This window comes from Burkholderia sp. 9775_39 (assembly GCF_015712225.1).
In the GTDB taxonomy this organism is placed as follows: Bacteria; Pseudomonadota; Gammaproteobacteria; order Burkholderiales; family Burkholderiaceae; genus Burkholderia; species Burkholderia cenocepacia.
The window spans coordinates 17,382-40,461 of record NZ_JACCQC010000004.1 but is presented as its reverse complement, the minus strand read 5'-3'; the positions used below and the strand labels follow the sequence as shown (position 1 = coordinate 40,461).

The 23,080-nt window shown below is 67.8% G+C and carries 19 protein-coding genes and 7 tRNA genes; 7 read left to right on the top strand and 19 right to left on the bottom strand.

The genetic code is table 11. The features are described from left to right. Positions 1-2 precede the first annotated feature (2 nt). Positions 3-416 (bottom strand): gamma-glutamylcyclotransferase, encoded by a 414-nt coding sequence (locus tag H0X90_RS06975; RefSeq protein ID WP_006481949.1) that lies wholly within the window; start codon positions 414-416, stop codon positions 3-5. A gap of 267 nt (positions 417-683) precedes the next feature. Here H0X90_RS06975 and H0X90_RS06970 point away from each other — a divergent pair, with 267 nt between their 5' ends. Continuing rightward, on the top strand, positions 684-1,568 hold the full coding sequence (locus tag H0X90_RS06970) for a helix-turn-helix domain-containing protein (RefSeq protein WP_006481946.1): 885 nt from the start codon (positions 684-686) through the stop codon (positions 1,566-1,568). A 25-nt stretch (positions 1,569-1,593) separates the two neighbouring features. Here the strand turns inward: H0X90_RS06970 and H0X90_RS06965 are convergent, their stop codons facing one another. From H0X90_RS06965 to gltX, 9 genes are all read right to left on the bottom strand, one after another. Further along, positions 1,594-2,058: a GNAT family N-acetyltransferase gene (locus tag H0X90_RS06965; RefSeq protein WP_006481948.1), complete on the bottom strand. Its 465-nt coding sequence runs from the start codon at positions 2,056-2,058 to the stop codon at positions 1,594-1,596. Positions 2,059-2,231: 173 nt separating this feature from the next. After that, positions 2,232-2,308 (bottom strand) — tRNA-Asp (locus tag H0X90_RS06960). 73 nt (positions 2,309-2,381) lie between these two features. Continuing rightward, positions 2,382-2,457 (bottom strand) — tRNA-Glu (locus H0X90_RS06955). A gap of 65 nt (positions 2,458-2,522) precedes the next feature. After that, positions 2,523-2,599, bottom strand: a tRNA-Asp gene (locus tag H0X90_RS06950). A gap of 79 nt (positions 2,600-2,678) precedes the next feature. Beyond that, a tRNA-Glu gene (locus tag H0X90_RS06945) sits at positions 2,679-2,754 on the bottom strand. A 63-nt stretch (positions 2,755-2,817) separates the two neighbouring features. Further along, positions 2,818-2,894, bottom strand: a tRNA-Asp gene (locus H0X90_RS06940). A gap of 78 nt (positions 2,895-2,972) precedes the next feature. Continuing rightward, positions 2,973-3,048: transfer RNA gene (locus H0X90_RS06935), tRNA-Glu, on the bottom strand. A 137-nt stretch (positions 3,049-3,185) separates the two neighbouring features. Beyond that, positions 3,186-3,261, bottom strand: a tRNA-Ala gene (locus tag H0X90_RS06930). A gap of 128 nt (positions 3,262-3,389) precedes the next feature. Further along, on the bottom strand, positions 3,390-4,799 hold the full coding sequence (gene gltX / locus H0X90_RS06925) for a glutamate--tRNA ligase (RefSeq protein WP_006481951.1): 1,410 nt from the start codon (positions 4,797-4,799) through the stop codon (positions 3,390-3,392). Between the two features lie 279 nt (positions 4,800-5,078). On the opposite strand from gltX, the gene H0X90_RS06920 reads away from it, so the two are divergent. Further along, positions 5,079-5,996 (top strand): patatin-like phospholipase family protein, encoded by a 918-nt coding sequence (locus tag H0X90_RS06920; protein ID WP_006498663.1) that lies wholly within the window; start codon positions 5,079-5,081, stop codon positions 5,994-5,996. A 159-nt stretch (positions 5,997-6,155) separates the two neighbouring features. Here H0X90_RS06920 and H0X90_RS06915 read toward each other — a convergent pair whose 3' ends face one another. The 6 genes from H0X90_RS06915 to H0X90_RS06890 form a co-directional block, all read right to left on the bottom strand. Beyond that, the gene (locus H0X90_RS06915) at positions 6,156-6,830 is read right to left on the bottom strand and encodes a C40 family peptidase (RefSeq protein WP_077188741.1); all 675 of its coding nucleotides are present in this window, start codon (positions 6,828-6,830) and stop codon (positions 6,156-6,158) included. Between the two features lie 128 nt (positions 6,831-6,958). After that, on the bottom strand, positions 6,959-8,581 hold the full coding sequence (locus H0X90_RS06910) for an ABC transporter ATP-binding protein (protein ID WP_058901583.1): 1,623 nt from the start codon (positions 8,579-8,581) through the stop codon (positions 6,959-6,961). Then, positions 8,578-9,675 carry an ABC transporter permease gene (locus H0X90_RS06905; RefSeq protein ID WP_006481943.1) on the bottom strand — a complete coding sequence of 366 codons (1,098 nt, stop codon included), beginning with the start codon at positions 9,673-9,675 and terminating at the stop codon, positions 8,578-8,580. Before H0X90_RS06905 ends, H0X90_RS06910 begins: the two co-directional genes overlap by 4 nt. A gap of 48 nt (positions 9,676-9,723) precedes the next feature. After that, the gene (locus H0X90_RS06900; protein ID WP_006481944.1) at positions 9,724-10,767 is read right to left on the bottom strand and encodes a microcin C ABC transporter permease YejB; all 1,044 of its coding nucleotides are present in this window, start codon (positions 10,765-10,767) and stop codon (positions 9,724-9,726) included. A 52-nt stretch (positions 10,768-10,819) separates the two neighbouring features. Then, entirely contained in the window at positions 10,820-12,694 is a 1,875-nt protein-coding gene (locus H0X90_RS06895) for an extracellular solute-binding protein (protein WP_077188740.1), read from the bottom strand. Between the two features lie 140 nt (positions 12,695-12,834). Continuing rightward, positions 12,835-13,191 carry a hypothetical protein gene (locus H0X90_RS06890; RefSeq protein WP_012328786.1) on the bottom strand — a complete coding sequence of 119 codons (357 nt, stop codon included), beginning with the start codon at positions 13,189-13,191 and terminating at the stop codon, positions 12,835-12,837. Between the two features lie 294 nt (positions 13,192-13,485). On the opposite strand from H0X90_RS06890, the gene H0X90_RS06885 reads away from it, so the two are divergent. From H0X90_RS06885 to H0X90_RS06870, 4 genes are all read left to right on the top strand, one after another. Then, entirely contained in the window at positions 13,486-16,704 is a 3,219-nt protein-coding gene (locus H0X90_RS06885) for an efflux RND transporter permease subunit (RefSeq protein ID WP_077188739.1), read from the top strand. Continuing rightward, on the top strand, positions 16,694-17,869 hold the full coding sequence (locus H0X90_RS06880; RefSeq protein WP_006490793.1) for an efflux RND transporter periplasmic adaptor subunit: 1,176 nt from the start codon (positions 16,694-16,696) through the stop codon (positions 17,867-17,869). The genes H0X90_RS06885 and H0X90_RS06880 overlap by 11 nt, the downstream gene beginning before the upstream one ends. Further along, complete coding sequence (locus H0X90_RS06875) at positions 17,862-19,277, top strand: efflux transporter outer membrane subunit (RefSeq protein WP_048984790.1); 1,416 nt, start codon at positions 17,862-17,864, stop codon at positions 19,275-19,277. Before H0X90_RS06880 ends, H0X90_RS06875 begins: the two co-directional genes overlap by 8 nt. A gap of 122 nt (positions 19,278-19,399) precedes the next feature. Continuing rightward, positions 19,400-19,645, top strand: a complete 246-nt coding sequence (locus H0X90_RS06870; protein ID WP_230204628.1) for a DUF4148 domain-containing protein — start codon at positions 19,400-19,402, stop codon at positions 19,643-19,645. 82 nt (positions 19,646-19,727) lie between these two features. On the opposite strand, the gene H0X90_RS06865 is transcribed toward H0X90_RS06870, so the two are convergent. The 3 genes from H0X90_RS06865 to H0X90_RS06855 are packed head-to-tail and all read right to left on the bottom strand — an operon-like array spanning position 19,728 to position 22,490. Next, positions 19,728-20,393, bottom strand: a complete 666-nt coding sequence (locus H0X90_RS06865; RefSeq protein ID WP_006483996.1) for a response regulator transcription factor — start codon at positions 20,391-20,393, stop codon at positions 19,728-19,730. Positions 20,394-20,412: 19 nt separating this feature from the next. Beyond that, positions 20,413-21,804 carry a HAMP domain-containing sensor histidine kinase gene (locus H0X90_RS06860; protein WP_006498654.1) on the bottom strand — a complete coding sequence of 464 codons (1,392 nt, stop codon included), beginning with the start codon at positions 21,802-21,804 and terminating at the stop codon, positions 20,413-20,415. An 11-nt stretch (positions 21,805-21,815) separates the two neighbouring features. After that, complete coding sequence (locus H0X90_RS06855) at positions 21,816-22,490, bottom strand: response regulator transcription factor (protein WP_006483985.1); 675 nt, start codon at positions 22,488-22,490, stop codon at positions 21,816-21,818. 217 nt (positions 22,491-22,707) lie between these two features. On the opposite strand from H0X90_RS06855, the gene H0X90_RS06850 reads away from it, so the two are divergent. Beyond that, positions 22,708-23,007, top strand: coding sequence for a DUF4148 domain-containing protein (locus H0X90_RS06850; RefSeq protein WP_012492696.1), 300 nt, complete (start codon positions 22,708-22,710; stop codon positions 23,005-23,007). The last annotated feature ends 73 nt before the right edge of the window (positions 23,008-23,080 follow it).

Sequence of the window (23,080 nt, the reverse complement as noted above, 5' to 3'; positions counted from 1 at the left end):
GCTCAGGCGGCTTCCTGCTCGCGCCGGTGCTGAACCCAGTCGCCCGACGCGATGCGCGGACGCCCGGCTGCCGCATGTGCGGCGACCGGATAATACAGGCAGGCATATTGCCGGCCGCCGAGCTCGACGATCACCTCTTCCGGCTTGAACAGCGAGTCGACGCCCGGATACACGCGCTCGATCTCGTCGAGCACCGGGACGAGCTGCTCGTCGACCTCGTAGACGTCGCCCCACACCAGCGACTTGCCGGCCGGCCCGGCGATCATGCCCGGATACGTGCCGAAATCGTACAGTTCGCCCGGCAGCGCGGCCGCGCCCAGCAGCGTCGGCGCGGCGATGCCGTGGCGGGCGGCCGCATGGCCGATGTCGTTGGCCTGTCCGGCTCTCAAGGTGCCATAGACGAATACGTGGCGCATCGTGGTTCTCCTCTTCGATTCGTGTGTTGCCGTATTTGCGTGCGATCGGCGCGCGATGGGCCCGACATGGCGCACGCATCGATAGACCCCGATACCGGCCCGATGGTTCGAACCGTCGGCGCGCGCCGACGTGGGGAGCCGCCCCGCATGCGCCAAGGCCCACACAAAGTTCATTTGCACCCGGCATGATGGCCCGAAAACCGCCGCATGCGCTTGCGCTGCGCCTTCTAAAATAACGGCATCGCCGCCGCGCCGCCCGAACCGTTCATGAATCCGCCCGCCCCAGCCGACGTATCGAAACCGTACGACGTCATCGACATCCCGCCGGAATTCGCGCCGACCGCCGTCCATCCGATGCGTGTGCGCGCGCGGCAGGTCGATGCCGGCCGCCGCATCCCGCTGCACACGCATGCGTGGGCGCAGCTCGCATACGCGTCGCGCGGCGTGCTGCGCGTCGCGACGACCGGCACGACCTGGATGGTGCCGCCGTCCCGCGCGATCTGGGTGCCGCCGCACGTGACGCACGAGGTCGTGATCGTCGAAGAGGCCTATTTGCGCACGCTGTATATCGACGAGTCGATCGTGCCGGACGGGCTCGATGCATGCCGCGTCGTCGAGGTGACGGGGTTGCTGCGCGAACTGATCGTCGCACTCGACGCACGCGACCTGAGCACCGCGCGCGAGCGCCTGCTGTGCGGGCTCGTGCTCGACGAACTGAGTCATGCCGAGCCGCTGCCGCTCGCGGTGCCGATGCCCGACGAGAAACGGCTGCGCCTGCTGTGCGAATCGGTACTCGCGCATCCCGCGCATGCGGAGTCGCTCGAACACTGGGCGAGCGAGGTCGGCGCGAGCACGCGCACGATATCGCGGCTCTTCAAGCAGGAACTGGGCGTGAGCTTTTCGCAGTGGCGCCAGCAGGCGCTGCTGGCGCGGGCGATTCCGCTGCTGAACCAGGGGCGTCCGCTGTCGCATATCGCGCGCGAGCTCGGCTACCAGAGCCAGAGCGCGTTCTCGGCCATGTTCCGCCGGGCCTTCGGCGAAAGCCCGCGCGCGTTCATGCTGCGCGGCTACGAGCATCGCGGCCCGGAAGGCAGCGTCGCGGATAACGAGACGCCGGACGACGACGACGGCGCGCTCGACACGATGCGCTGAATGCGCGCCGTGGCGTGCCGGATCGTCAGACCGGCCGCACCATATGACGGATCGAGCCGAGCTGCGCGAGCCGCGGCCCGGTGACCTGGTAGCCCATGCGCAGGTACAGACGCGCGGCAGGGTTGTCGACGAATACGCGCAACTGCAGTTCATGCAGACCGCGCGCCCGTGCCCAACGATGCGACATCTCGAGCATGTAGGTGCCGGCGCCCTGGCCGCGATGGCCGGCCGCGATCTGCACGTCGCGGATGTGCAGCGAATCGCCCTCCTCGGTCACGCGCAGCACGCCGATGCGCTCGCCGTCGGCCTCGAGGATGAAGTTCTCGGATTCGCGCCAGCTCGCATAGAACAGGTCGCTGCGCCACACGAGCCCATGGCGCTTGTAGTAGCCGCCCATGTTGCCGTGCGTCAACGCTTCGGCATACGGAAAATCGCCGGGCTCCGCGGGCCGGAGCTGATACAGGAGTCGCAGGTCGGTCGGATCGAGCATCGCGCAGGAGTCAGAAACGCATCCCGCCACGATAGCGCAGTCGCGTGCGGATGCAATCGCGAATTTCTCGTAGGACGCGGTGCGCGATGTAGCACGCGTGGTGAGGGGCGAACGGAAGGCACGACGCACGATGCAAATGAAAAAGCCCGCACAAGGCGGGCTTCTTCATTTTCTGGCGGAGCGGACGGGACTCGAACCCGCGACCCCCGGCGTGACAGGCCGGTATTCTAACCGACTGAACTACCGCTCCAGTCTTGCTGCTTGCCTGGCAGGCGTCGGTTACTTCCTGCCGGCGCGTCGTTTGTTCGAACGACGCCGAAATCTGGCGTCCCCTAGGGGATTCGAACCCCTGTACTCACCGTGAAAGGGTGATGTCCTAGGCCTCTAGACGAAGGGGACAACGTACTGCTTACATCTTTAACGAGAAAGCCCGTTCAAAAACGCTTTTTGAACGGGCTTCGTTCTGGCGGAGCGGACGGGGCTCGAACCCGCGACCCCCGGCGTGACAGGCCGGTATTCTAACCAACTGAACTACCGCTCCAGCTTTCTGCACCATCGCCTGCAGGATCTCGTCACGTTCCTGCACGCGTTGCGACACTTCTACGAAACGCCGCTGAATCTGGCGTCCCCTAGGGGATTCGAACCCCTGTACTCACCGTGAAAGGGTGATGTCCTAGGCCTCTAGACGAAGGGGACAACGTACTGCTTACATCTTTAATACAAAAGCCCGCTCAAAAACGTCTTGAACGGGCTTCGTTCTGGCGGAGCGGACGGGACTCGAACCCGCGACCCCCGGCGTGACAGGCCGGTATTCTAACCGACTGAACTACCGCTCCAGCTTTCTTACCCAACCTGCAGGACGTCGGTTACGTTCCTGCAGGCCTCGCGACACTTCTACGAAACGCCGCTGAATCTGGCGTCCCCTAGGGGATTCGAACCCCTGTACTCACCGTGAAAGGGTGATGTCCTAGGCCTCTAGACGAAGGGGACAAAATCTTTTCAGATTTGTCTGACTTTCGCTATTCACTTCTGGTCAACAGCGAAGGCCGAAATTCTAACTGCTTTGAATCATTTTGTGAAGCATTTATTACTACCACTGCTTCGCCAATCAATTCGGTTTGTTCTGTTGGTGGAGGTAAGCGGGATCGAACCGCTGACCTCTTGCATGCCATGCAAGCGCTCTCCCAGCTGAGCTATACCCCCTTGCAGAACAGAAATGAGATTATATGGACCGATTTCGAACTTGTAAATACCCTTTTTACGATTCGCACGAAATTTTTTGCGAAGCCGCCGCGCGCGCATGCGCGGACGGCTTCGCGCACGCACGAACGTCAGGCCAGCGCGGCCTCGATGCGCGACACCACGACGTCGCGACCGAACAGCACGAGCACCGCGTCGATCGACGGCGTGTGCGTCGTGCCCGCCACCAGCAGGCGCACCGGCATCGCGAGCTGCGGCATCTTCAGCTTGTGTGCGGCGAGCGTCGCCTTCAACGCCGCGGATACTGCTTCCTTCGTCCAGTCGGCCGCCTTCAGCGCGGCGACGAGATCGGCCAGCGCCGGGCGCACCGCATCGGTCACGTGCTGCGCGAGCGCATCGGCCTCGGGCGCCGGCACGCGGTAGAACATCGTCGCGCCTTCCGCGATCTCCTTGACCGTCGTCGCACGATCCTTCATCAGGCCGACCACCGCGTCGAGCGCGGGGCCCGTCGCGATCGCCGCGTCGTCGATGCCGAGTGCGTCGAGGAACGGCTTCGCGAGTTCGGCAAGGCGCGCGTTGTCGGCTTCCTTGATGTAATGCGCGTTCAGCCAGCTCAGCTTGCTGTGGTCGTACTGCGCGGGCGACTTGCCGAGATGCTCGAGATCGAACCATTCGACGAACTGCTCGCGCGAGAAGATCTCGGCGTCACCGTGCGACCAGCCGAGACGCGCGAGATAGTTGACGACGGCTTCCGGCAGGAAGCCCGCGTCGCGGTACGCCATCACGCTCATCGCGCCATGCCGCTTGCTCATCTTCTCGCCCTGCTCGTTCAGCACGGTCGGCAGGTGCGCATAGACGGGCGGCTCGCCGCCGAGCGCATTCAGGATGTTGATCTGGCGCGGCGTGTTGTTCACGTGGTCGTCGCCACGGATCACGTGCGTGATGCCCATGTCCATGTCGTCCACCACCACGCAGAAGTTGTAGATCGGCGTGCCGTCCGGGCGCGCGATCACGAGGTCGTCGAGTTCCTCGTTCGAGATCTCGACACGCCCCTTCACCGCGTCGTCCCACACGACCGTGCCCGTCAGCGGATTGCGGAAGCGCAGCACCGGCTTCACGCCGGCCGGCGGCTCCGGCAGCACCTTGCCGGGCTCCGGACGCCACGTACCGTCGTAGCGCGGCTTCAGGCCGGCTTCGCGCTGGCGTTCGCGCAGCGCGTCGAGTTCCTCGGCCGACATGTAGCACGGATAGGCGAGACCCTTCTCGAGCATCTGCGCGAGCACTTCGCGATAGCGATCCATCCGCTGCATCTGGTAGATCGGGCCTTCGTCGAAATCCAGCCCGAGCCATTGCATCCCTTCGAGGATCGCATCGACCGCTTCCTGCGACGAGCGCTCGACGTCGGTATCCTCGATGCGCAGCACGAACGTGCCTTTCATCTTGCGGGCGAACGCCCACGGATAGAGTGCGGAGCGGATGTTGCCGAGGTGGATGAAGCCGGTGGGACTCGGCGCGAAGCGGGTACGGACAGGACGGGTCATAAACGGTAACTCGAACGCCTGGGGCGCATGAATGATTCGACGCGGGACGACGACGGCAGCCCGGACAGCAACGGAGCCGGCGGCGCCCGGAACGGGAAAGAAGCCGGAATTATACTCGCGCCGGACATCGCGCCAAGCGCACCGCTTGCTTTATGATGTGCGCGCCGCGGCCGCCAGCCGGCGCGGCGCCGGCCGCACGGAACCTCCTGCGCGGCCGCTCGCAACCTATCGCCGCCGCGGGCCGTGTAACCCGCCGCCAAGCCGCCGGAGAACCATTCGATGTCGTCCCCTCGCCTGTCGCGCCGCCACTTCACGATCGCGTGCGCGTCCGCCAGCCTCGCCGCCTGTACGTCCTTCGGCGACAAGTCCCGCCCCGGCACGGCACTGCCGCAGGAGAAACCCGTCAAGATCGGCATCGCGCTCGGCGGCGGCGCCGCGCGCGGCTTCTCGCACATCGGCGTGCTGAAGGCGCTCGAGGCGCGCGGCATCCCGATCGAGCTCGTCGCCGGGACGAGCGCGGGCTCGGTGGTCGGCGCGCTCTACGCGTCCGGCATGAACGCGCTGCAGATCAACAAGATCGCGCTCGACATGGACCAGGCGTCGATCAGCGACTGGGCGCTGCCGTTTCGCTCGCGCGGCCTGCTGCAAGGCGTCGCGCTGCAGAACTTCCTGAACAAGACGCTCAACAACCGACCGATCGAGAAGATGGCGAAGCCGCTCGGCATCGTCGCGACGGACCTGCAAAGCGGCCAGCCGATCCTGTTCCAGCAGGGCAACACCGGGCTCGCGGTGCGCGCGTCGTGCAGCGTGCCGTCGGTGTTCGAGCCGGTGAAGATCGGCAATCGCGAATATGTGGACGGCGGGTTGGTGAGCCCGGTGCCGGCGTCGTTTGCGCGCAAGATGGGCGCGAGCTTCGTGATCGCGGTCGACATCTCGGCCCGACCGGACGGCGCGGCGACCAACAACCCGATCGAGATGCTGCTGCAGACCTTCACGATCATGGGCCAGACGATCAAGACCTACGAGCTCGACAAGTACGCGGACGTCGTGATTCGCCCGAACCTCGCGGCGATGGGCGGCAGCGACTTCAACCAGCGCAACGCGGCGATCCTCGCGGGCGAGGAAGCGGTCGCGCGCATCATGCCGGAACTGCAGCGCAAGCTCGCGGCGGCGCGCGGCGTGACGGCCGCCGCGTAAGCCACGATGAGCGGGCGGCCGCGGCACACGCCGCGGCCCGGCCGCCGACGGAACGGCTTCGGCTTCGGCTTCGTCGCCAACGCCCGCCCCAAAGCAAAAAACCCTGCCGCCTTTCGGTGACAGGGTTTTTTATCGTCCGGCCCGACCGACCGGCAAACGTCAGTTGTTGCCGTTCGCCGAATCGTCGCTGATCGTCGCGCGCACGCGCTGACGCAGGTCTTCGGGCTTCATCGGGAATTCCGATTCGATCCGGCGCGCGCCGGTGAAACGCTTTTCCCAGTAGCCACTGTCGAGATCGTCGACGCGCACCGTGCTGCCCGTCGACGGCGAGTGCACGAACTTGTTGTCGCCGATGTAGATGCCGACGTGCGAGAACGTGCGGCGCATCGTGTTGAAGAACACGAGATCGCCCGGCTTCAGGTTGCTCATGCTCACCTTCTCGCCGACGCGGCTCATTTCTTCCGCGCGACGCGGCAGCGACATGCCGAGCGTGTCCTGGAACACGTAGCGCACGAAGCCGCTGCAGTCGAGGCCCGAATCCGGCGAGTTGCCGCCCCAGCGATACCGCACGCCGATCATGTTCAGCGCGCCGACCACCACGTCGCCGGCCTTGCCCGCCATGCCGGCAAGGAACGACTTCGCGCCGCCGCTCGACGGCTGCGCGCTGGTCTGCTGGAGGGAGGAACCCGACCCGATCTGAGTCGAATTGGTGACATTCTGGTTAAAACTGCTGACTTCGTCGGCGAACGCGCCGGGAGCTGCTGCGAACAGGGCGCCGATGAACAGCCCGGCGATGGTGCGCGCGCATGCCTGGGTCAGGGATCGATGCTGCATTGGTCGATGGAATTTGCTTAAAAATCAGCTGATTGGCGGAAAATTTCGGTCGATACTAGCCAGCGCGTAATCGTTTGTCAAAACAAATTAAAAAATACAATCGAGATGGTCAGACCATTGGACGCCTATCACGCTTTCCAGACCGCTTTCAACAGCTTTTGTGTGTAAGGATGTGACGGTCTGGTGAAGACGTCGGACACCTCCCCCGACTCGACGACCGCGCCGTCCTGCATCACCGCGACGCGGTGCGCCATCGCGCCGATCACCTCCAGGTCGTGACTGATGAACACGTAGCCGAGGTTGTATTTCTGTTGCAAATTCGCGAGCAGCTTCAGCACCTGCTGCTGGATCGACACGTCGAGCGCCGACGTCGGCTCGTCGAGGATCAGGATGCGCGGCTCCAGCACCAGCGCGCGCGCGATCGCGATCCGCTGGCGCTGCCCCCCCGAGAATTCGTGCGGATAACGGTGCAGCACCGTGCGGTCGAGGCCGACTTCGCGCAGCACCGCGAGCGACTTCGCGCGGCGCGCGTCGGGCGTCATGTCCGGGCGATGCAGCTCGAGCCCCTCGCCGACGATCCGCTCGATCGTGTGACGCGGCGAAAGCGAACTGAATGGATCCTGAAAGACCACCTGCATGTTCGAGCGCAGCGCGGTCTGTTCGCGGCCGCGATAGGTCGACAGCGCGCGCCCCTGGAATTCGATCTCGCCGCCGGCCGTCTTCTGCAGCCCGAGCAACGCCATCGCGAGCGTCGACTTTCCCGAGCCCGATTCGCCGACGATGCCGAGCGTTTCGCCCTGCCGCACCGACACCGACACGTCGGCCACGGCCGTCACCGGCACCGTGCCGAACCAGCCGGCGAAGCCCGGCCGCTTGCGCGCGAACTGCACGCTCACGTGGCGCGCGTCGAGCACCACGGGTGCGATCGGCATCACCGGCGTGACCGCGCGTTGCGGCCGGCTGTTCAGCAGCCGCTGCGTATACGGATGCTCGGGCGCCGTGAAGATCCGCTCGACCGGCCCGCTCTCGACGAGCCGGCCGTGCTCCATCACCGCGACCCGCTGCGCGAAGTGCCGCACGAGATTCAGGTCGTGCGTGATCAACAGGATCGCCATCCCGCGCTTTTCCGCCTCCTCCCGCTGCAGCTCCAGCAGCAGGTCGACGATCTGCGCACGGATCGTCACGTCGAGCGCGGTGGTCGGCTCGTCGGCCAGCAGCAGGCGCGGCCGGCACGCGAGCGCCATCGCGATCATCGCGCGCTGTCGCTGGCCGCCCGACAACTGGTGCGGGTAACTGTCGACGCGCTTCTCCGGTTCCGCGATACCGGTGCGCGCGAGCAGCGCGATCGCGCGCTTGCGCGCCTCCACGGCCGAGACGCCGTCGTGCAGCACGATCGTCTCGCCGATCTGCACGCCGATCGTATACAGCGGGTTGAGCGCCGTCATCGGCTCCTGGAAGATCATCGCGATGTCCGAGCCGCGCAGCCCGCGCATCTCGCGCTCGCTCTTGGCGACCAGATCCTGCCCGGCGAAGCGGATCGCGCCGCTCACTTCGGCGTCGCGCAGCAGCCGCAGGATCGACAGCGCGGTCACGCTCTTGCCGGACCCCGACTCGCCGACGAGCGCGACCCGCTCGCCGCGCCCGATCGCGAGCGTCACGTCGTCCACCGCGACCGTGTCGCCGAAGCGTACGTGCAGACGCTCGAGCGACAGCAGCGGCTCGTGCTGCGTCGATACGGTCGATGCGCTCATCGCTGGCCTCCCGCGGCGCGCACCGAGTCGGCGATCCGCGTGTCGAGCGCGTTGCGCAGCGCGTCGCCCATGAAGGTCAGCAGCAGCAGCGTCGCGACCAGCACGCCGAAGGTCGACAGCGAGATCCACCATGCGTCGAGGTTGCCCTTGCCCTGCGCGAGCAGTTCGCCGAGGCTCGGCGTCGGCGGCGGCACGCCGAGCCCGAGGAAATCGAGGCTCGTCAGCGCGAGGATCGACCCGCTCATCCGGAACGGCAGGAACGTGATCACCGGCGTGAGACTGTTCGGCAGGACGTGGCGCCAGATGATCTGCCAGTTCGTCAGCCCCATCGCGCGCGCCGCGCGCACGTAGTCCTGGGTGCGGTTGCGCAGGAATTCCGCGCGTACGTAGTCGGCGAGCCCGATCCAGCCGAACAGCGACAGCAGCACGATCAGCAGCAGGAAGCTCGGCTCGAAGATCGACGCGAAGATGATCAGCAGGTACAGCTCCGGCAGCGAGCTCCAGATCTCGATCAGCCGCTGCCCGACGATGTCGATGCGTCCGCCGAAGAAGCCCTGCACGGCGCCCGCGGCGATCCCGAGCAGCGTGCCGATCACGGTCAGGATCAGCCCGAACTCGACCGACACGCGGAACCCGTACACGAGCCGCGCGAGCAGGTCGCGGCCCTGCGCGTCGGTGCCGAGCCAGTTCTCGCGCGACGGCGGCGCCGGGTTCGGTACGTTCGAGAAGTAGTTCAGCGTGTCGTAGTAATAGCGGTTCGGCGGATAGACGACGAAGTTGCCGGGCGCCTCGAGCCGCTTGCGCACATACGGATCGAGATAGTCGGCCGGCGTCGGGAAATCGCCGCCGAAGGTCGTCTCCGGGTACGCATGGAACATCGGGAAATAGGTCTGGCCGTCGTAGCGCACGACGAGCGGCTTGTCGTTCGACCACAGCGGCGCCGCGAGGCTCGCGGCAAAGGCCACGACGAAGATCACGAAGCTCCAGTAGCCGACGCGCTGCTGCCTGAAGCGCTGCCACACGCGGCGGGCGGGCGACGGCGACACGCGCGCCCGCGCGGCGTCGAGACGGGAAGAGGCGACGGCCCGGTTCATCGCGCTCCTCGCCCGCTGGCGCCGGGCATGCGCATGGCTCGTTTCATGTCAGCGCTCCAGGTTGTCGAATTGAATGCGCGGATCGACCCACACATAGCAGAGATCGGAGATCAGCTTGGTCGCGAGCCCGATCAGCGTGAACAGGTACAGCGTGCCGAGCACGACCGGATAGTCGCGCCGCACGACCGATTCGTACGACAGCAGCCCGAGGCCGTCGAGCGAGAACAGCGTCTCGATCAGCAGGCTGCCGGTGAAGAACGCACCGATGAACGCGGCCGGGAAACCGACGATCAGCGGCAGCATCGCGTTGCGGAACACGTGCTTCCACAGCACGCTGCGCTCGGAGAGCCCCTTCGCGCGCGCGGTCAGCACGTATTGCCGGCGGATCTGGTCGAGGAACGCGTTCTTCGTGAGCATCGTGACGACCGCGAAGCTGCCGACGACCGACGCGGTGATCGGCAGCGCGATGTGCCACAGGTAGTCGAGCACCTTGCCGACGAGCGACAGCTGCGCGAAGTTGTCCGACGTGAGGCCGCGCAGCGGGAAGAGCTGCCAGAACGAGCCGCCGCCGAACAGCACGAGCAGCAGCACGCCCAGCACGAAGCCTGGAATCGCATAGCCGACGAGCACGACGAGGCTCGTCGCGACGTCGAACGGCGAACCGTTGCGCACCGCCTTCGCGATGCCGAGCGGCACCGAGATCAGGTACGTGAGGAAGAACGTCCACAGCCCGATGCTGATCGACACGGGCAGCTTCTGCACGACCAGCGACCACACGCTCTGGTGGCGGAAATAGCTGTCGCCGAGATCGAAGCGCGCGAAGCGCTTCAGCATCAGCCAGTAGCGTTCGAGCGGCGGCTTGTCGAAGCCGTACAGCGCCTTCAACTGCGCGAGCTGCTGCGCGTCGACGCCGGTGTGCGCGCGCATCCCGAACGGCGTCGCGCCCTGCTCCGTCGCGCCCTTGCGCAACTCCTGCACGGCCTGCTCGACCGGGCCGCCCGGCACGAACTGGATCACCGCGAACGTGAGCGTCAGCACGCCGACGAGCGTCGGGATCATCAGCAGCAGGCGTTTGAGGATGTAGCTCCACATAGGGCGTCGACTCGTGATCGGGTGGCGGGGTTGAACAGAGGGCCGGCGCGGGTCAGTGATCGGGCTTCGCCCACCAGGTCGACACGACCCAGCCCTCGGCCGAATAGTACAGCGGCAGCGTCTGCGGATAGGCAAGCGTGCGCTTGTACGCGATGCGATGCGTCGTGCTGTACCACTGCGGGACCGCATAGTAGCCATGCATCAGCACGCGGTCGAGCGCGTGCGTCGCGTCGAGCAGTTCCTCGCGCGTCTGCGCGGTGCCGAGCGCATGCAGCAGCGCGTCGACGGCCGGCGATTTCAATCCGATGAAGTTGTCGGAGCCCGGCTCGTCGGCGAACTTGCTCGCGTAACGCGAGTATTGCTCGGCGCCCGGCACCTGCACGCCCGGCAGGCGGATCGTCGTCATGTCGTAGTCGAATGCATCGAGGCGCTTTTGCAGCAGTGCGTAGTCGGCCGTGCGGAACCGCACGGCGATGCCGAGCTTCGCGAGGTTGCGCTGGTAGGCGGTCACGACGCCTTCCATCGCGCCGCCTGCATCGTCGAGGATCTCGAACGCGAACGGCTCGCCCTTCGCATTGCGCAACGCGCCGTCGCGATAGGTCCAGCCGGCCTGCGCGAGCAGCGCGCGCGCCTTCAGCAGGTTCGCACGCAGCGAGCCCGGCGGATGGGTGTCCGGCTGCGTGACCATCGGGCCGAACACGGCCGGATCGAGCTGCGCGCGCAGCGGCTCCAGCAGCTTCAGCTCGCCCTCGCCCGGCGTACCGGTCGCCTGCAGGTCAGTGTCGGCGAAGTAACTGTTGAGGCGCGTATACGCGCTGTAGAACAGCTGGCGGTTCAGCCATTCGAAGTCGAACGCGAGGTCGAGCGCCTGGCGCACGCGCACGTCGCGAAACAGCGGCCGGCGCAGGTTCATGAAGAAGCCCTGCATGCCGGCGCCGTTATGTTGGCGGAATTCGCGCTTGACGAGCTCGCCGCTATCGAAACGCTTGCCGACGTCGCGCCGCGTCCAGTTGCGCGCGATGTACTCGACGAGCACGTCATATTCGCCGGCCTTGAACGCCTCGAGCCGCGCGACGCCGTCGCCGTACAGCTTGTACACGATCCGCTCGAAGTTGTTGGTGCCGACCCGTACCGGCAAGTCGGCACCCCAGTACGCGGGGTTGCGCCGATAGGTGATCGTGCGGCCGTTGTCGTAACGCTCGATCAGGTACGGGCCGCTGCCGATCGGCTGCTCGAACGCGAGCTGGTCGAACGGGATGCGCGAACCGTCGGCGCGCAATCCCCACTTGCGCGAAAACACCGGCACGCCGCCGGCGATCAGCGGCAACTCGCGATTCGCGCTGCGGAACTCGAAGCGCACGGTCGCCGAATCGACGACCACGGCCTTCGCGATCTCCGCGAAATACGCGCCGAACTGCGGCGCGGCCTGCTTGCTCTTCAGCGTGTCGAACGAAAACTTGACGTCGTCGGCCGTGACGCGATCGCCGTTCGAAAAGCGTGCGCGCGGATTCAGGTGGAACGTGACCGAACGGCGGTCGGGCGCCACGGCGATGTCGTCGGCCAGCAGCCCGTACGCGGACGCCGGTTCGTCGGAACTGCCGGTCGCGAGGCTCTCGAACAGCATGTCGATGCCGGGCGCGGCGTTGCCGCGCATCGTGAACGGATTGAACTTGTCGAACGACGTCAGCCGATTCGGGTTCGCGAGCACCAGCGTGCCGCCCTTCGGCGCGTCGGGGTTCACATAGTCGAAATGCTTGAAGCCCGGCGGATACTTCGGCTCGCCGTACTGCGCAATGGCGTAGGCCGCGTGCGCGGCCGGCACGGCCAGCGCCGCGTGCAGCGCCAGCACCGCGGCCACGCGGCCGGCGGCCCGCAGCGCGCCGAGGCGGGCGCGCGCGGCGGCGGCCCGGGGCGAACCCTTCGTCATAGAGGCCCTGTCGGTCGAATGAGGGTAGTAACGTGAACGATTCTACCCATTCAATCCGTCGAGCCAAAAGAAAACCGCCACGCGGGCGGTTTCCTCACGAGCGATCGTTGCGCACGCATCACGCACGCGCGACCGGTCGATCAACGCCAGCCGTTGTGGCGGCCGTGATCCCAGTGACCGCGATCGCCGCCCCAGCCGCGGCCATGGCGGCGGTACCACTCGTCGCGGCCCCAGTAGCGGCGGCCGTCCCAGTAGCGGTCGCCGTGCCAGCCGATCACGATCGCCGGCGCCGGCGCGTACACGGGCGCCGGTGCATAGACAGGCGCCGGCTGGTAGACGACCGGCGGAGGCGGCGGCGCATACACGGGCGCGGGCGCGACGTAGACCGGTGCCGGCACGCCGACGTTGATCCCGACATTGACTCCCGCCATTGCTGCGCCCGACACGAGCAAGGCCGTCATACCGGTCAGGAGCGAGGCAACACGCAAAGTCTTCATGGATTCCTCTTCTGGTTGTGTCATGTGTGATTCGACTATAACGGCAAGCACCGTCCCCGCATATTTCAAGTTTGTAAGAACTGATGCGCGGCATCGCAACGGGAAGCCCGCGCTAACGTCTTGTAACAATCGACGTCGATTGCCCGTCCATACCCTTTCCTAAAACATCTTTCATGCTGCGTCGCGCCCGGCGTTAAGCGGCGCCCCGCACACTGCGCGAGCCGAATCGGGCTCCCGCCGCGCTTCGGCACCTCGCTGACAGGCCGGCGCGTCGCGCCGGCGGAGACCTCGCCGATGCTGAAACTCGTCCGACTCGCGCTCGCGCGCCCCTATACGTTCATCGTCCTCGCACTGCTGATCCTGATCGCCGGGCCGCTCGCGGCGCTGCGCACGCCGACCGACATCTTCCCCGACATCCGGATTCCGGTCATCAGCGTCGTCTGGAACTACGCGGGCCTGCAGCCGGCCGACATGTCCGGGCGCATCGTCACCTACTACGAGCGCACGCTCGGCACGACGGTCAACGACGTCGCGCACATCGAGTCGCAGTCGTTCCGCAGCTTCGGGATCGTCAAGATCTTCTTCCAGCCGAGCGTCGACATCCGCACCGCGACCGCGCAGGTCACGTCGATCTCGCAGACCGTGCTCAAACAGATGCCGCCCGGCACCACGCCGCCGCAGATCCTCAACTACAACGCGTCGACCGTGCCCGTGCTGCAGCTCGCGCTCACCAGCGACACGCTGAACGAACAGCAGCTCGGCGACTACGCGACCAACGTGATCCGGCCGCAGTTGCTGTCCGTCGCCGGTGTCGCGATTCCGTCGCCGTACGGCGGCAAGGTGCGCCAGGTGCAGATCGACCTCGATCCGCAGGCGCTGCAGGCCAAGGGGTTGTCCGCGCAGGACGTCGCGACCGCGCTCGCGCAGCAGAACCAGATCATCCCGGCCGGCACGCAGAAGATCGGCGGCTTCGAGTACAACATCCGCCTCAACAACAGCCCGTTGACCATCGACCAGCTCAATGCGCTGCCGATCCGCACCGTGAACGGCGCGGTGATCTTCATGCGCGACGTCGCGCACGTGCGCGACGGCTTTCCGCCGCAGGGCAACATCGTGCGCGTCGACGGCCGCCGCGCGGTGCTGATGAGCGTGCTGAAGAGCGGCTCGGCGTCGACGCTCGACATCATCGCGGGCGTCAAGGCGCAGCTGCCGCGCATCGAGGCGACGCTGCCGCCGTCGCTGCGGCTCGTCGTGATGGGCGACCAGTCGGTATTCGTGAAGGGCGCCGTGAGCGGCGTGGCGCGCGAAGGGCTGATCGCCGCCGCGCTCACGTCCGCGATGATCCTGCTGTTCCTCGGCAGCTGGCGCTCGACGCTGATCATCGCCGCGTCCATCCCGCTCGCGGTGCTGGCGGCGATCGCCGCGCTCGCGGCCGCGGGCGAGACGCTCAACGTGATGACGCTCGGCGGCCTCGCGCTCGCGGTCGGCATTCTGGTCGACGATGCGACCGTCACGATCGAGAACGTCAACTGGCATCTCGAACAGGGCAAGGACGTGCGCAGCGCGATCCTCGACGGCGCGTCGCAGATCGTCGCGCCGGCCTTCGTGTCGCTGCTGTGCATCTGCATCGTGTTCGTGCCGATGCTGCTGCTCGACGGCGTCGCCCGCTTCCTGTTCGTGCCGATGGCCGAAGCGGTGATCTTCGCGATGATCGCGTCGTTCGTGCTGTCCCGCACGTTCGTGCCGATGATGGCGCGCTACCTGCTGAAGCCGCATGCCGCGCATCCGGAAACCGTGCTCGCGCCGCACGGCGCACCGTTCGCGCCGCCGCGCGCGCGCAATCCGCTGGTGGCGTTCCAGCAAGGGTTCGAGCGCCGCTTCGCGGCGCTGCGCGCGGGCTACCGCGTCGTGCTCGGCCTCGCCCTCGTCCACCGCGCCCGCTTCGTCGCGCTGTTCCTCGCCGTGGTGGCGGTGTCGTTCGCGCTGGTGCCATGGCTCGGCCGCAATTTCTTCCCGTCGGTCGACGCCGGCGAAATCGCGATTCACGTACGCGCGCCGATCGGCACGCGCATCGAGGAAACGGCCGCATTGTTCGATCGCGTCGAGCGCACGGTGCGCGGTGTCGTGCCGCCGCATGCGCTCGCGAGCATCGTCGACAACATGGGCTTGCCGAACAGCGGGATCAACCTCACGTACAGCAACAGCGGCACGATCGGCCCGCAGGACGGCGACATCCTCGTGTCGCTCACCGGCGACCACGCGCCGACGGCACGCTACGTGAAGCAGTTGCGCACCGTATTGCCGCGCGCGTTTCCGGGCGTGACGTTTTCGTTCCTGCCCGCCGACATCGTGAGCCAGATTCTCAATTTCGGCGCGCCCGCGCCGATCGACGTGCAGGTGACGGGCCCCGACCGCGCGGCCAACCGCGCGTATGCGACCGAGCTGTTGAGGCGCATCCGCACGGTGCCCGGCGTCGCCGACCCGCGCGTGCAGCAGGCGTCGACCTATCCGCAATTCACGGTGTCGGTCGATCGGGCCCGCGCCGCGCAGCTCGGCGTCACCGAGCAGGACGTCACCAATGCGGTGGTCGCGAGCCTGTCCGGCACGAGCCAGGTGTCGCCGACCTACTGGCTCGATCCACACAACGGCGTGTCCTATCCGATCGTCGCGCAGACCCCGCAGTACCGGATGACGTCACTGTCGGACCTGCGTGCGCTGCCCGTCACCGGCCGCGCGGGCGCGCCGCAACTGCTCGGCGGCCTCGCGACGATCGTGCGCGGACAGACCGATGCGGTCGTGTCGCACTACGACATCGCGCCGCTGTACGACATCTTCGCGACGACGCAGGACCGCGATCTCGGCGCGGTCAGCGCCGACATCGAACGCGTGCTGCACGCGAGCGCGGCGGACCTGCCGAAAGGCTCGCGCGTGACGATGCGCGGCCAGGTGCAGACGATGAACAGCGCGTTCGGCGGCCTGCTTGCCGGCCTGGCCGGCGCGGTACTGCTGATCTACCTGTTGATCGTCGTGAACTTCCATTCGTGGCGCGACGCGTTCGTGATCGTGAGCGGGCTGCCCGCCGCGCTCGCCGGCATCGTCTGGATGCTGTTCGTCACGCGCACGCCGCTGTCGGTGCCGGCGTTGACGGGCGCGATCCTGTGCATGGGCGTCGCGACCGCGAACAGCATCCTCGTCGTCACCTTCGCGCGCGAACGGCTCGCGCATACCGCCGATGCGGCCGTCGCCGCGCTCGAGGCGGGCTTCACGCGCTTTCGGCCCGTGATGATGACGGCGCTCGCGATGATCATCGGCATGGCGCCGATGGCCCTCGGTCTCGGCGACGGCGGCGAACAGAACGCGCCGCTCGGCCGGGCGGTCATCGGCGGCCTGCTGTGCGCAACCGCCGCAACGCTGGTGTTCGTGCCCGTCGTGTTCAGCCTCGTTCACCGGCGCGATCGCGCGCCCCGCTCCGAATCCCTTTCCGTCACTCCGGGAGAACAGCATGTCCACTGAATTCGAAGTCCGTCCCCCCGGCACGCCGCGTTACCTGAAACCACTCGCGATCGCGGGCGCCGTGGTCGCGCTCGTCGCCGCGGCCGCCGGTGTGTTTGCCCGCCAGCACGATGCGCACGCGGTCGCCGCGTGGACCGTGCAACAGGCGGTCCCGACCGTCGCGACGGTCGCGCCGCAGGCGGCCGCGGCCGACGCGCTCGTGCTGCCGGGCCGCCTCGACGCGTATGTCGACGCGCCGATCTATGCACGCGTGCCGGGCTACCTGCATGCGTGGTACGCGGACATCGGCGCGCACGTGAAGGCCGGTCAGTTGCTGGCGTCGATCGACACGCCCGATCTCGACCAGCAGTTGCAGCAGGCGCGAGCCGACCTGCAGAGCGCGAACGCGAACGAGCGGCTCGCGGCCGTCACGGCCGCCCGCTGGGCCGAGATGCTCGCACAGGATTCCGTGTCGCAGCAGGAAGCCGACGAGAAACGCAGCGACCTCGACGCGAAGCGCGCGGCCGTCGCGGCGAGCACCGCCAACCTGCGGCGGCTCGAAGCGCTCGAATCGTTCAAGCGGCTCACCGCGCCGTTCGACGGCGTCGTGACCGCCCGCAAGACCGATGTCGGCGCGCTGATCGACGCGGGCAGCGGCAACGGCGCCGAACTCTTCACCGTATCGGACGCGCGGCGTCTGCGCCTGTACATCCACGTGCCGCAAGACGACGCGGCCGCGATCCGCGCGGGCATGCATGTCGCGCTGACCGTGCCCGAGCGCCCCGGCATGACGTTCGACGCCGTGCTCGCGGATTCCGCGCAGTCGATCGATCCCGCTTCCGGCACGCTGCTTGCGCAGTTTTCGATCGCCAATCCGGCCGGCACACTGTTTCCCGGCGAATACGCGCAGGTGCGGATCGCGATGCCCGGCGCCGCGCATGGGCTGACGATTCCGGCCAGCACGCTGATCTTTCGTCACGACGGGTTGCAGGTCGCCGTGCTCGATGCACACGGGCACGCGCGGCTGCGCAACGTGTCGATCGGGACCGACCTCGGCACGCGCGTCGAGATTGCGTCGGGGCTCGCGGCGGGCGATCGCGTGATCGACAATCCGCCCGATTCGCTCGCGGACGGCGACCCCGTGCGCGTCGCCGGCGCGGCCACGACGGAGCACGCGCATGGCTGACCGTCTTCTCGCCGCGTTGCTGGGCAGCGCCGCACTGCTGGCCGGCTGTTCGCTGGCGCCGACGTATCGCGCGCCCGACGTTCCGGTGCCGGCCGCGTTTCGTGAAACGGGCCCGTGGATCGACGCCGCGCCGGCCGACCGCCTGCCGCGCGACGGTTGGTGGCGCGTGTACGGCGACGCGACGCTCGACCGGCTCGAACCGCTCGTCGCGCGCGCGAATCCCGATCTCGCCGCCGCCGTCGCGCGGCACGACGAAGCTGCCGCGCTGTTCGACGAGGCCCATGCGGCGCTGCTGCCGACCGTGGGCATCGGGGCCGAGACCGACCGCGACCGGCAGTCGGCGCGCCGGCCGTTGCGCGGCAGCGGCCAGCCTGACGTCTACGAATCGAACACGCTCGCGGCCGGCATCGGCTACGACGTCGATCTGTGGGGCAAGGTCCGCAATACGGTCGCGGCCGGCCGCGACGACGCGCAGGCGGCCGCCGACGATCTCGCGTCGGTCCAGCTGAGCCTGCAGGCCGGCGTCGCGAGTACCTACTTCGATCTCGCGGGTCTCGACCGCGAAGCCGACACGCTCACGCAAACCATCGACACGTACCGCCGCGCGTGGCAACTGACCGTCAGCCGCCATCGCGGCGGCCTCGCTTCGGGGCTCGACGTGGCGCGTGCGCAGACGCAACTCGCGCTCGCCCAGGCCCGCGCGTCCGACATCGCCGCCCGCCGCGCGCTCGACGAGCACGCGATCGCGGCGCTCGTCGGCGCGTCGGCATCGACGTTCACGCTGCCGTCCGCCGCGGCACTGCCCGGCGTGCCACCGATCCCGACGGGACTTGCCTCGACGCTGCTCGAACGCCGGCCGGACGTCGCCGCCGCCGAGCGCCGCGTCGCGGCCGCGAACGCGCGAATCGGCGTCGCGCGCGCGGCTTTTTTCCCGGACCTGTCGCTCGGCCTCGACGCGGGCTTCCAGAGCGATACATTCTCGCCGTGGCTCGCCGCGCCGAACGAGATCTGGTCGATCGGGCCGCGTCTCGCGATGACGCTGTTCGACGGCGGCCTGCGCGCGGCCGGCGTGCGCCACGCCCGTGCGCAGTTCGCCGAACAGGGTGCGCGCTACCGGTCCGTCGTGCTGCAGGCGTTCCGCGAAGTCGAGGACGATCTCGCGCTGCTGCACCGCCTCGGCGACGAAGCGGACCAGGACGACGCGGCGCTCGTCGCGGCGCGGCAGTCGCTGATGCTCGCGATGTCGCGCTATCGCGACGGCGCGGTCAGCTATCTCGACGTGGTCACCGCGCAGACGACCGAACTCGATACGCAGATCGCGGCGCTCGATGTCGACACGCGGCGCCTGCAGGCATCCGTCGGGCTCGTACGCGCACTCGGCGGCGGCTGGCGCGGCGCGCGTTCATGAACGTTTCTTCATCGGCACGCCCGGCGTCCGTCGGGGTGTGCCCGATAACGTGTGTCATGCCGGCATCGCCATCGCGGCGACGGCCCCTGTCACCTGAAAAGGATCACGCCATGAAAACCTTGATGTTCGCCACCCTCCTCTCGGCGCTCTGCGTCGCCCTGCCCGGCCAGGCCAGCGCAACGCAAGCCGACGCGGCAATTGCCCCGCAGACGCTCGCATCGTCGACGCCCGCACCGGTGTCGCAGCAATCGGCATGGAATGCACCGCAGGCCGCCCCGCTGACGCGCGCGCAGGTCTATCGCGAACTGGTCCACGCCGAACGCGATGGCCAGCTCGAGCGGCTCAATCGCGAGCTCTATTCGCATTGAGTGGCCCCGCCTCACGTGACCGGGCATGCCGCGCGACGTGCGGCATGCCTGTCTTGACGAAACGGGGCGCGGCACCTCTCCGTCAGCCGCCCGTGTCGAACCGGAAGCCGTATCGCGCCACCGTTTCGATCCGCGCGGAGAACGCATGCGCGACCAGCTTGCGCCGCAACCGTACGACGAGCGCATTGACCGTTTCGGGTTCGATGTCGGCGTCGCCCCACGCATAGCGCAGTACCGCGTCGCGGCCGACCGGCCGCCCCGCTTCGCGCAGCAGGCATTCGACCACGCGAAACTCCCGTGCGCTGAGCGCGAGCCGCCGGCCCCGCTCCTCGAGTGCGCGCGTCGCCGTGTCGAGCCGGATCGAGTCACGCATCGCGATCACGCCCGCACGGCGCCACAGCGCGCGCAACCGCTCGTGCAATTCGACGAACGAGCATGGATGGGCCAGGCATACGTCGCAGCCCGCCTTCAGCATCTGCGCGCGCTGGGCGGACGTGGCGCCGGCAACGATCGCGGCGATCGTCGCGCTGCCGGCCGATGCGGCGAGCAGCGGCAAGCCATCGAGAACCGCCGGCGCGGCCGCGCCATCGGTGGCGACGATCACGATCGCGTCGAACCGGTCCTGCGTCGCCGCGAAACAGCCATCGCGCCATTCGTCGACGCGTTCGACGCCGTGCATGCTTTCCCGAAACGCCTTGTCGAGCCGCGACACGTCCGGATTCGGCGGAGCAATCAGCAGGATGCGCATCGATCGGTCTCCTGCGCGCTCATGCGAGCGAACGCGGCCAGCATTCGACCGTGATCGCCGCGCCGGCCGGCTGCGCATCGCCGATCCGCAGCGCGAAACCATGTACGCGCATCACCGCCGACACGATGCTTAATCCAAGCCCCGAACCGTTCACGTGGCGGGTGCGCTCGCCGCGATAGAAGCGTTCGAGCACCGCATTGCGCTCACCGGGCGGAATGCCGGGCCCGGTGTCCTCGAACCGGACGAGCGGACCATGCGGCGTCGTCTGGAGCACGACGCGCACGCGGCCGCCCGGCGGTGTGAACTTGATCGCGTTGTCCGCGAGATTGCTGAACGCCTCGAACAGCAACGCACGATCGCCATGGATGCCGTCGACCGTGGCCGCCTCGAGCTCGAACGACACGTCGACGGCCTCGGCCAGCGGCTCGTACAGCTCGCACACGTCGCGCAGCAAGACGGCGACGTCGACCGCGGCAAAGCCGCCGCGCCGGCTCAGCGTGCCGATCTCGGAGATGCGCAGCATCGCGCGAAAACGTTCGAGCAGCCGGTCGGTCTCGTCGCGCGCCGAAGCCAGCAGCGCCGCCGACGCGGGATCGTGGGCGCAGACCGGCTGGTCGGCGAGCCGCGCCAGCATCGTATGCACGCGAGCGAGCGGCGTGCGCAGGTCGTGCGCGATCCCGTCGCAGGCATGGCGCACCTCGCCCATCAGCCGCTCGACTTCGTCGAGCATGTGGTTCACGAGATGCGCGAGCAGATCGAGTTCGTCGTAGCGGCCGACCGGCAGCCGCTTGCCGAGATCGCCTTCGGCGATCTGCCGCGTGACGCGCCGGATCGCGGCGACGCGGCGCATCTGCCGCATGCCGAGCATGCTGCCGCCCGCGATGCCGGCGATCAGGATCATCACGCCGCCGACCACGAGCCCGCGGATCGCGACGTCGCGGATCTGGATGAAATGCGACAGGTCGCGCGCGACGACCAGCGTCATCCCGTTGTCGCGGCGCACGGCCATCGCGCGCGCGATCGGCGACGATTGGCCGTCGAGCGGCGCAAGCGTGCGGTTCAGCGTCCGGCCGTGGCGATCGGTGCGCAGCGCCGGCGGCGTCGCGATGTCACCGGCCACGCGGCGCCCGCTCGCATCGAACAGCCCGTAGAAATTCGTGTGCATGTGCTCGTGCTCGAGCCGCCGATGAATCGCGAGCGGCAGCTCGGCATCGGGAATCGAATCGAAATAGATCAGTTGCCACGCGAGCACGTCGTCGGTGTCGCGTGTCATCGTATGCGTCGCGGCGACGCTGATCACGCCCGCGAGCAGCAGCAGCGACACCGAGAAGATCGCCGCGTACGCGCACAGCCAGCGAAACGTCGTCGTATGCCAGCGGCGCGTGAAATTCGCCGCGCGAGCTGCGTCCATCCGTGCCTCCGTCAAGCGAGCATGTAGCCCGATCCGCGCACCGTCTGGATCATCGGGTTCGCGCCAGGCGGATCGATCTTCTTGCGCAGCCGGCCCATGTGGACGTCGATCAGGTTGGTGCCGGGATCGAAGTGATAGCCCCACACGGCCTCGAACAGCATCGTGCGCGTGATCGTCTGGCCCGCGTTGCGCATCATGAATTCGAGCACGCGGAACTCGGTCGGCAGCAGCGGAATCTCGTCGGCGCCGCGACGCGCGCAGCGCGAAATGAGGTCGAGCTCGAGCGCGCCGACCTTCAGCAGCGTCTGCTGCGGCACGCCCGAGGCTTGCCGGCGGCGCAGCAGCACTTCGATGCGCGCGCTCAGTTCGCCCGAATCGAACGGCTTCGTCAGGTAATCGTCGCCGCCCGCGCGCAGCCCGCGAATCCGCTCGTCGACGTCGCCGAGCGCGCTCAGCATCAGCACCGGCGTGTCGATGCCGACCGTGCGCATCGCGGTCAGGATCGCGAGGCCGTCCGCGCCCGGCAGCATCCGGTCGAGCGTGATCGCGTCGTACGAGGCGCTCATCGCCCGCATCATCCCTTCGCGACCGTTGTCGATCCAGTCGACCTCGAATCCGCGCGCGGTCAGTTCGCCGACGATTTCGTTCGCGGTCACCGCATCGTCCTCGACCGTCAGTACTCGCATGATTGCCCTCGCAATGAACCTCAAGACGGGCGCGCACGACGCGCCCGACGCTATCGTAAGCGCCGCGAGCGCCGTGCGGCGCCAGATGAAAATAGCTTCATCCGGCCGCGCGGCCGCAAGCGTGAAACATGTTTCATCCAGGCGTCGCCCGCCCCGCGGCCGGTGCCGCCTACGCTCACGTCATGCGGCATCGGGCCGCGAAACCAGGAGCTACCGGATGAAACCGTCGACCACCCTCGCCTGCATGCTGCTCGCCTGCGCCAGCACCGCCGCGTTCGCGGGGCCGCACCTCACCCCGCAGGAATGCAATGCGTACCCGTTCGTGCACACGGGCCACGATGTCACGCGCGCGGACCTCGTGCGCGAGCTGACCGAGCTCGAACAGGTCGGCTACGACCCCGCCCATGCGAGCCCGTATTACCCGGACGATCTCGACGGCGCGAAGCATCGGCTCGCCGCCGAGTACCGCGCCGACTGCACGCATGCGTTGACCGCCGACGCGGGCACGCCGCACTGACCGTACGGTCCGGCGCGACGCAGCCGGAAAAGCAAAAAGGCGGCACCTGCGTGCCGCCTTTTCTTCATGAACA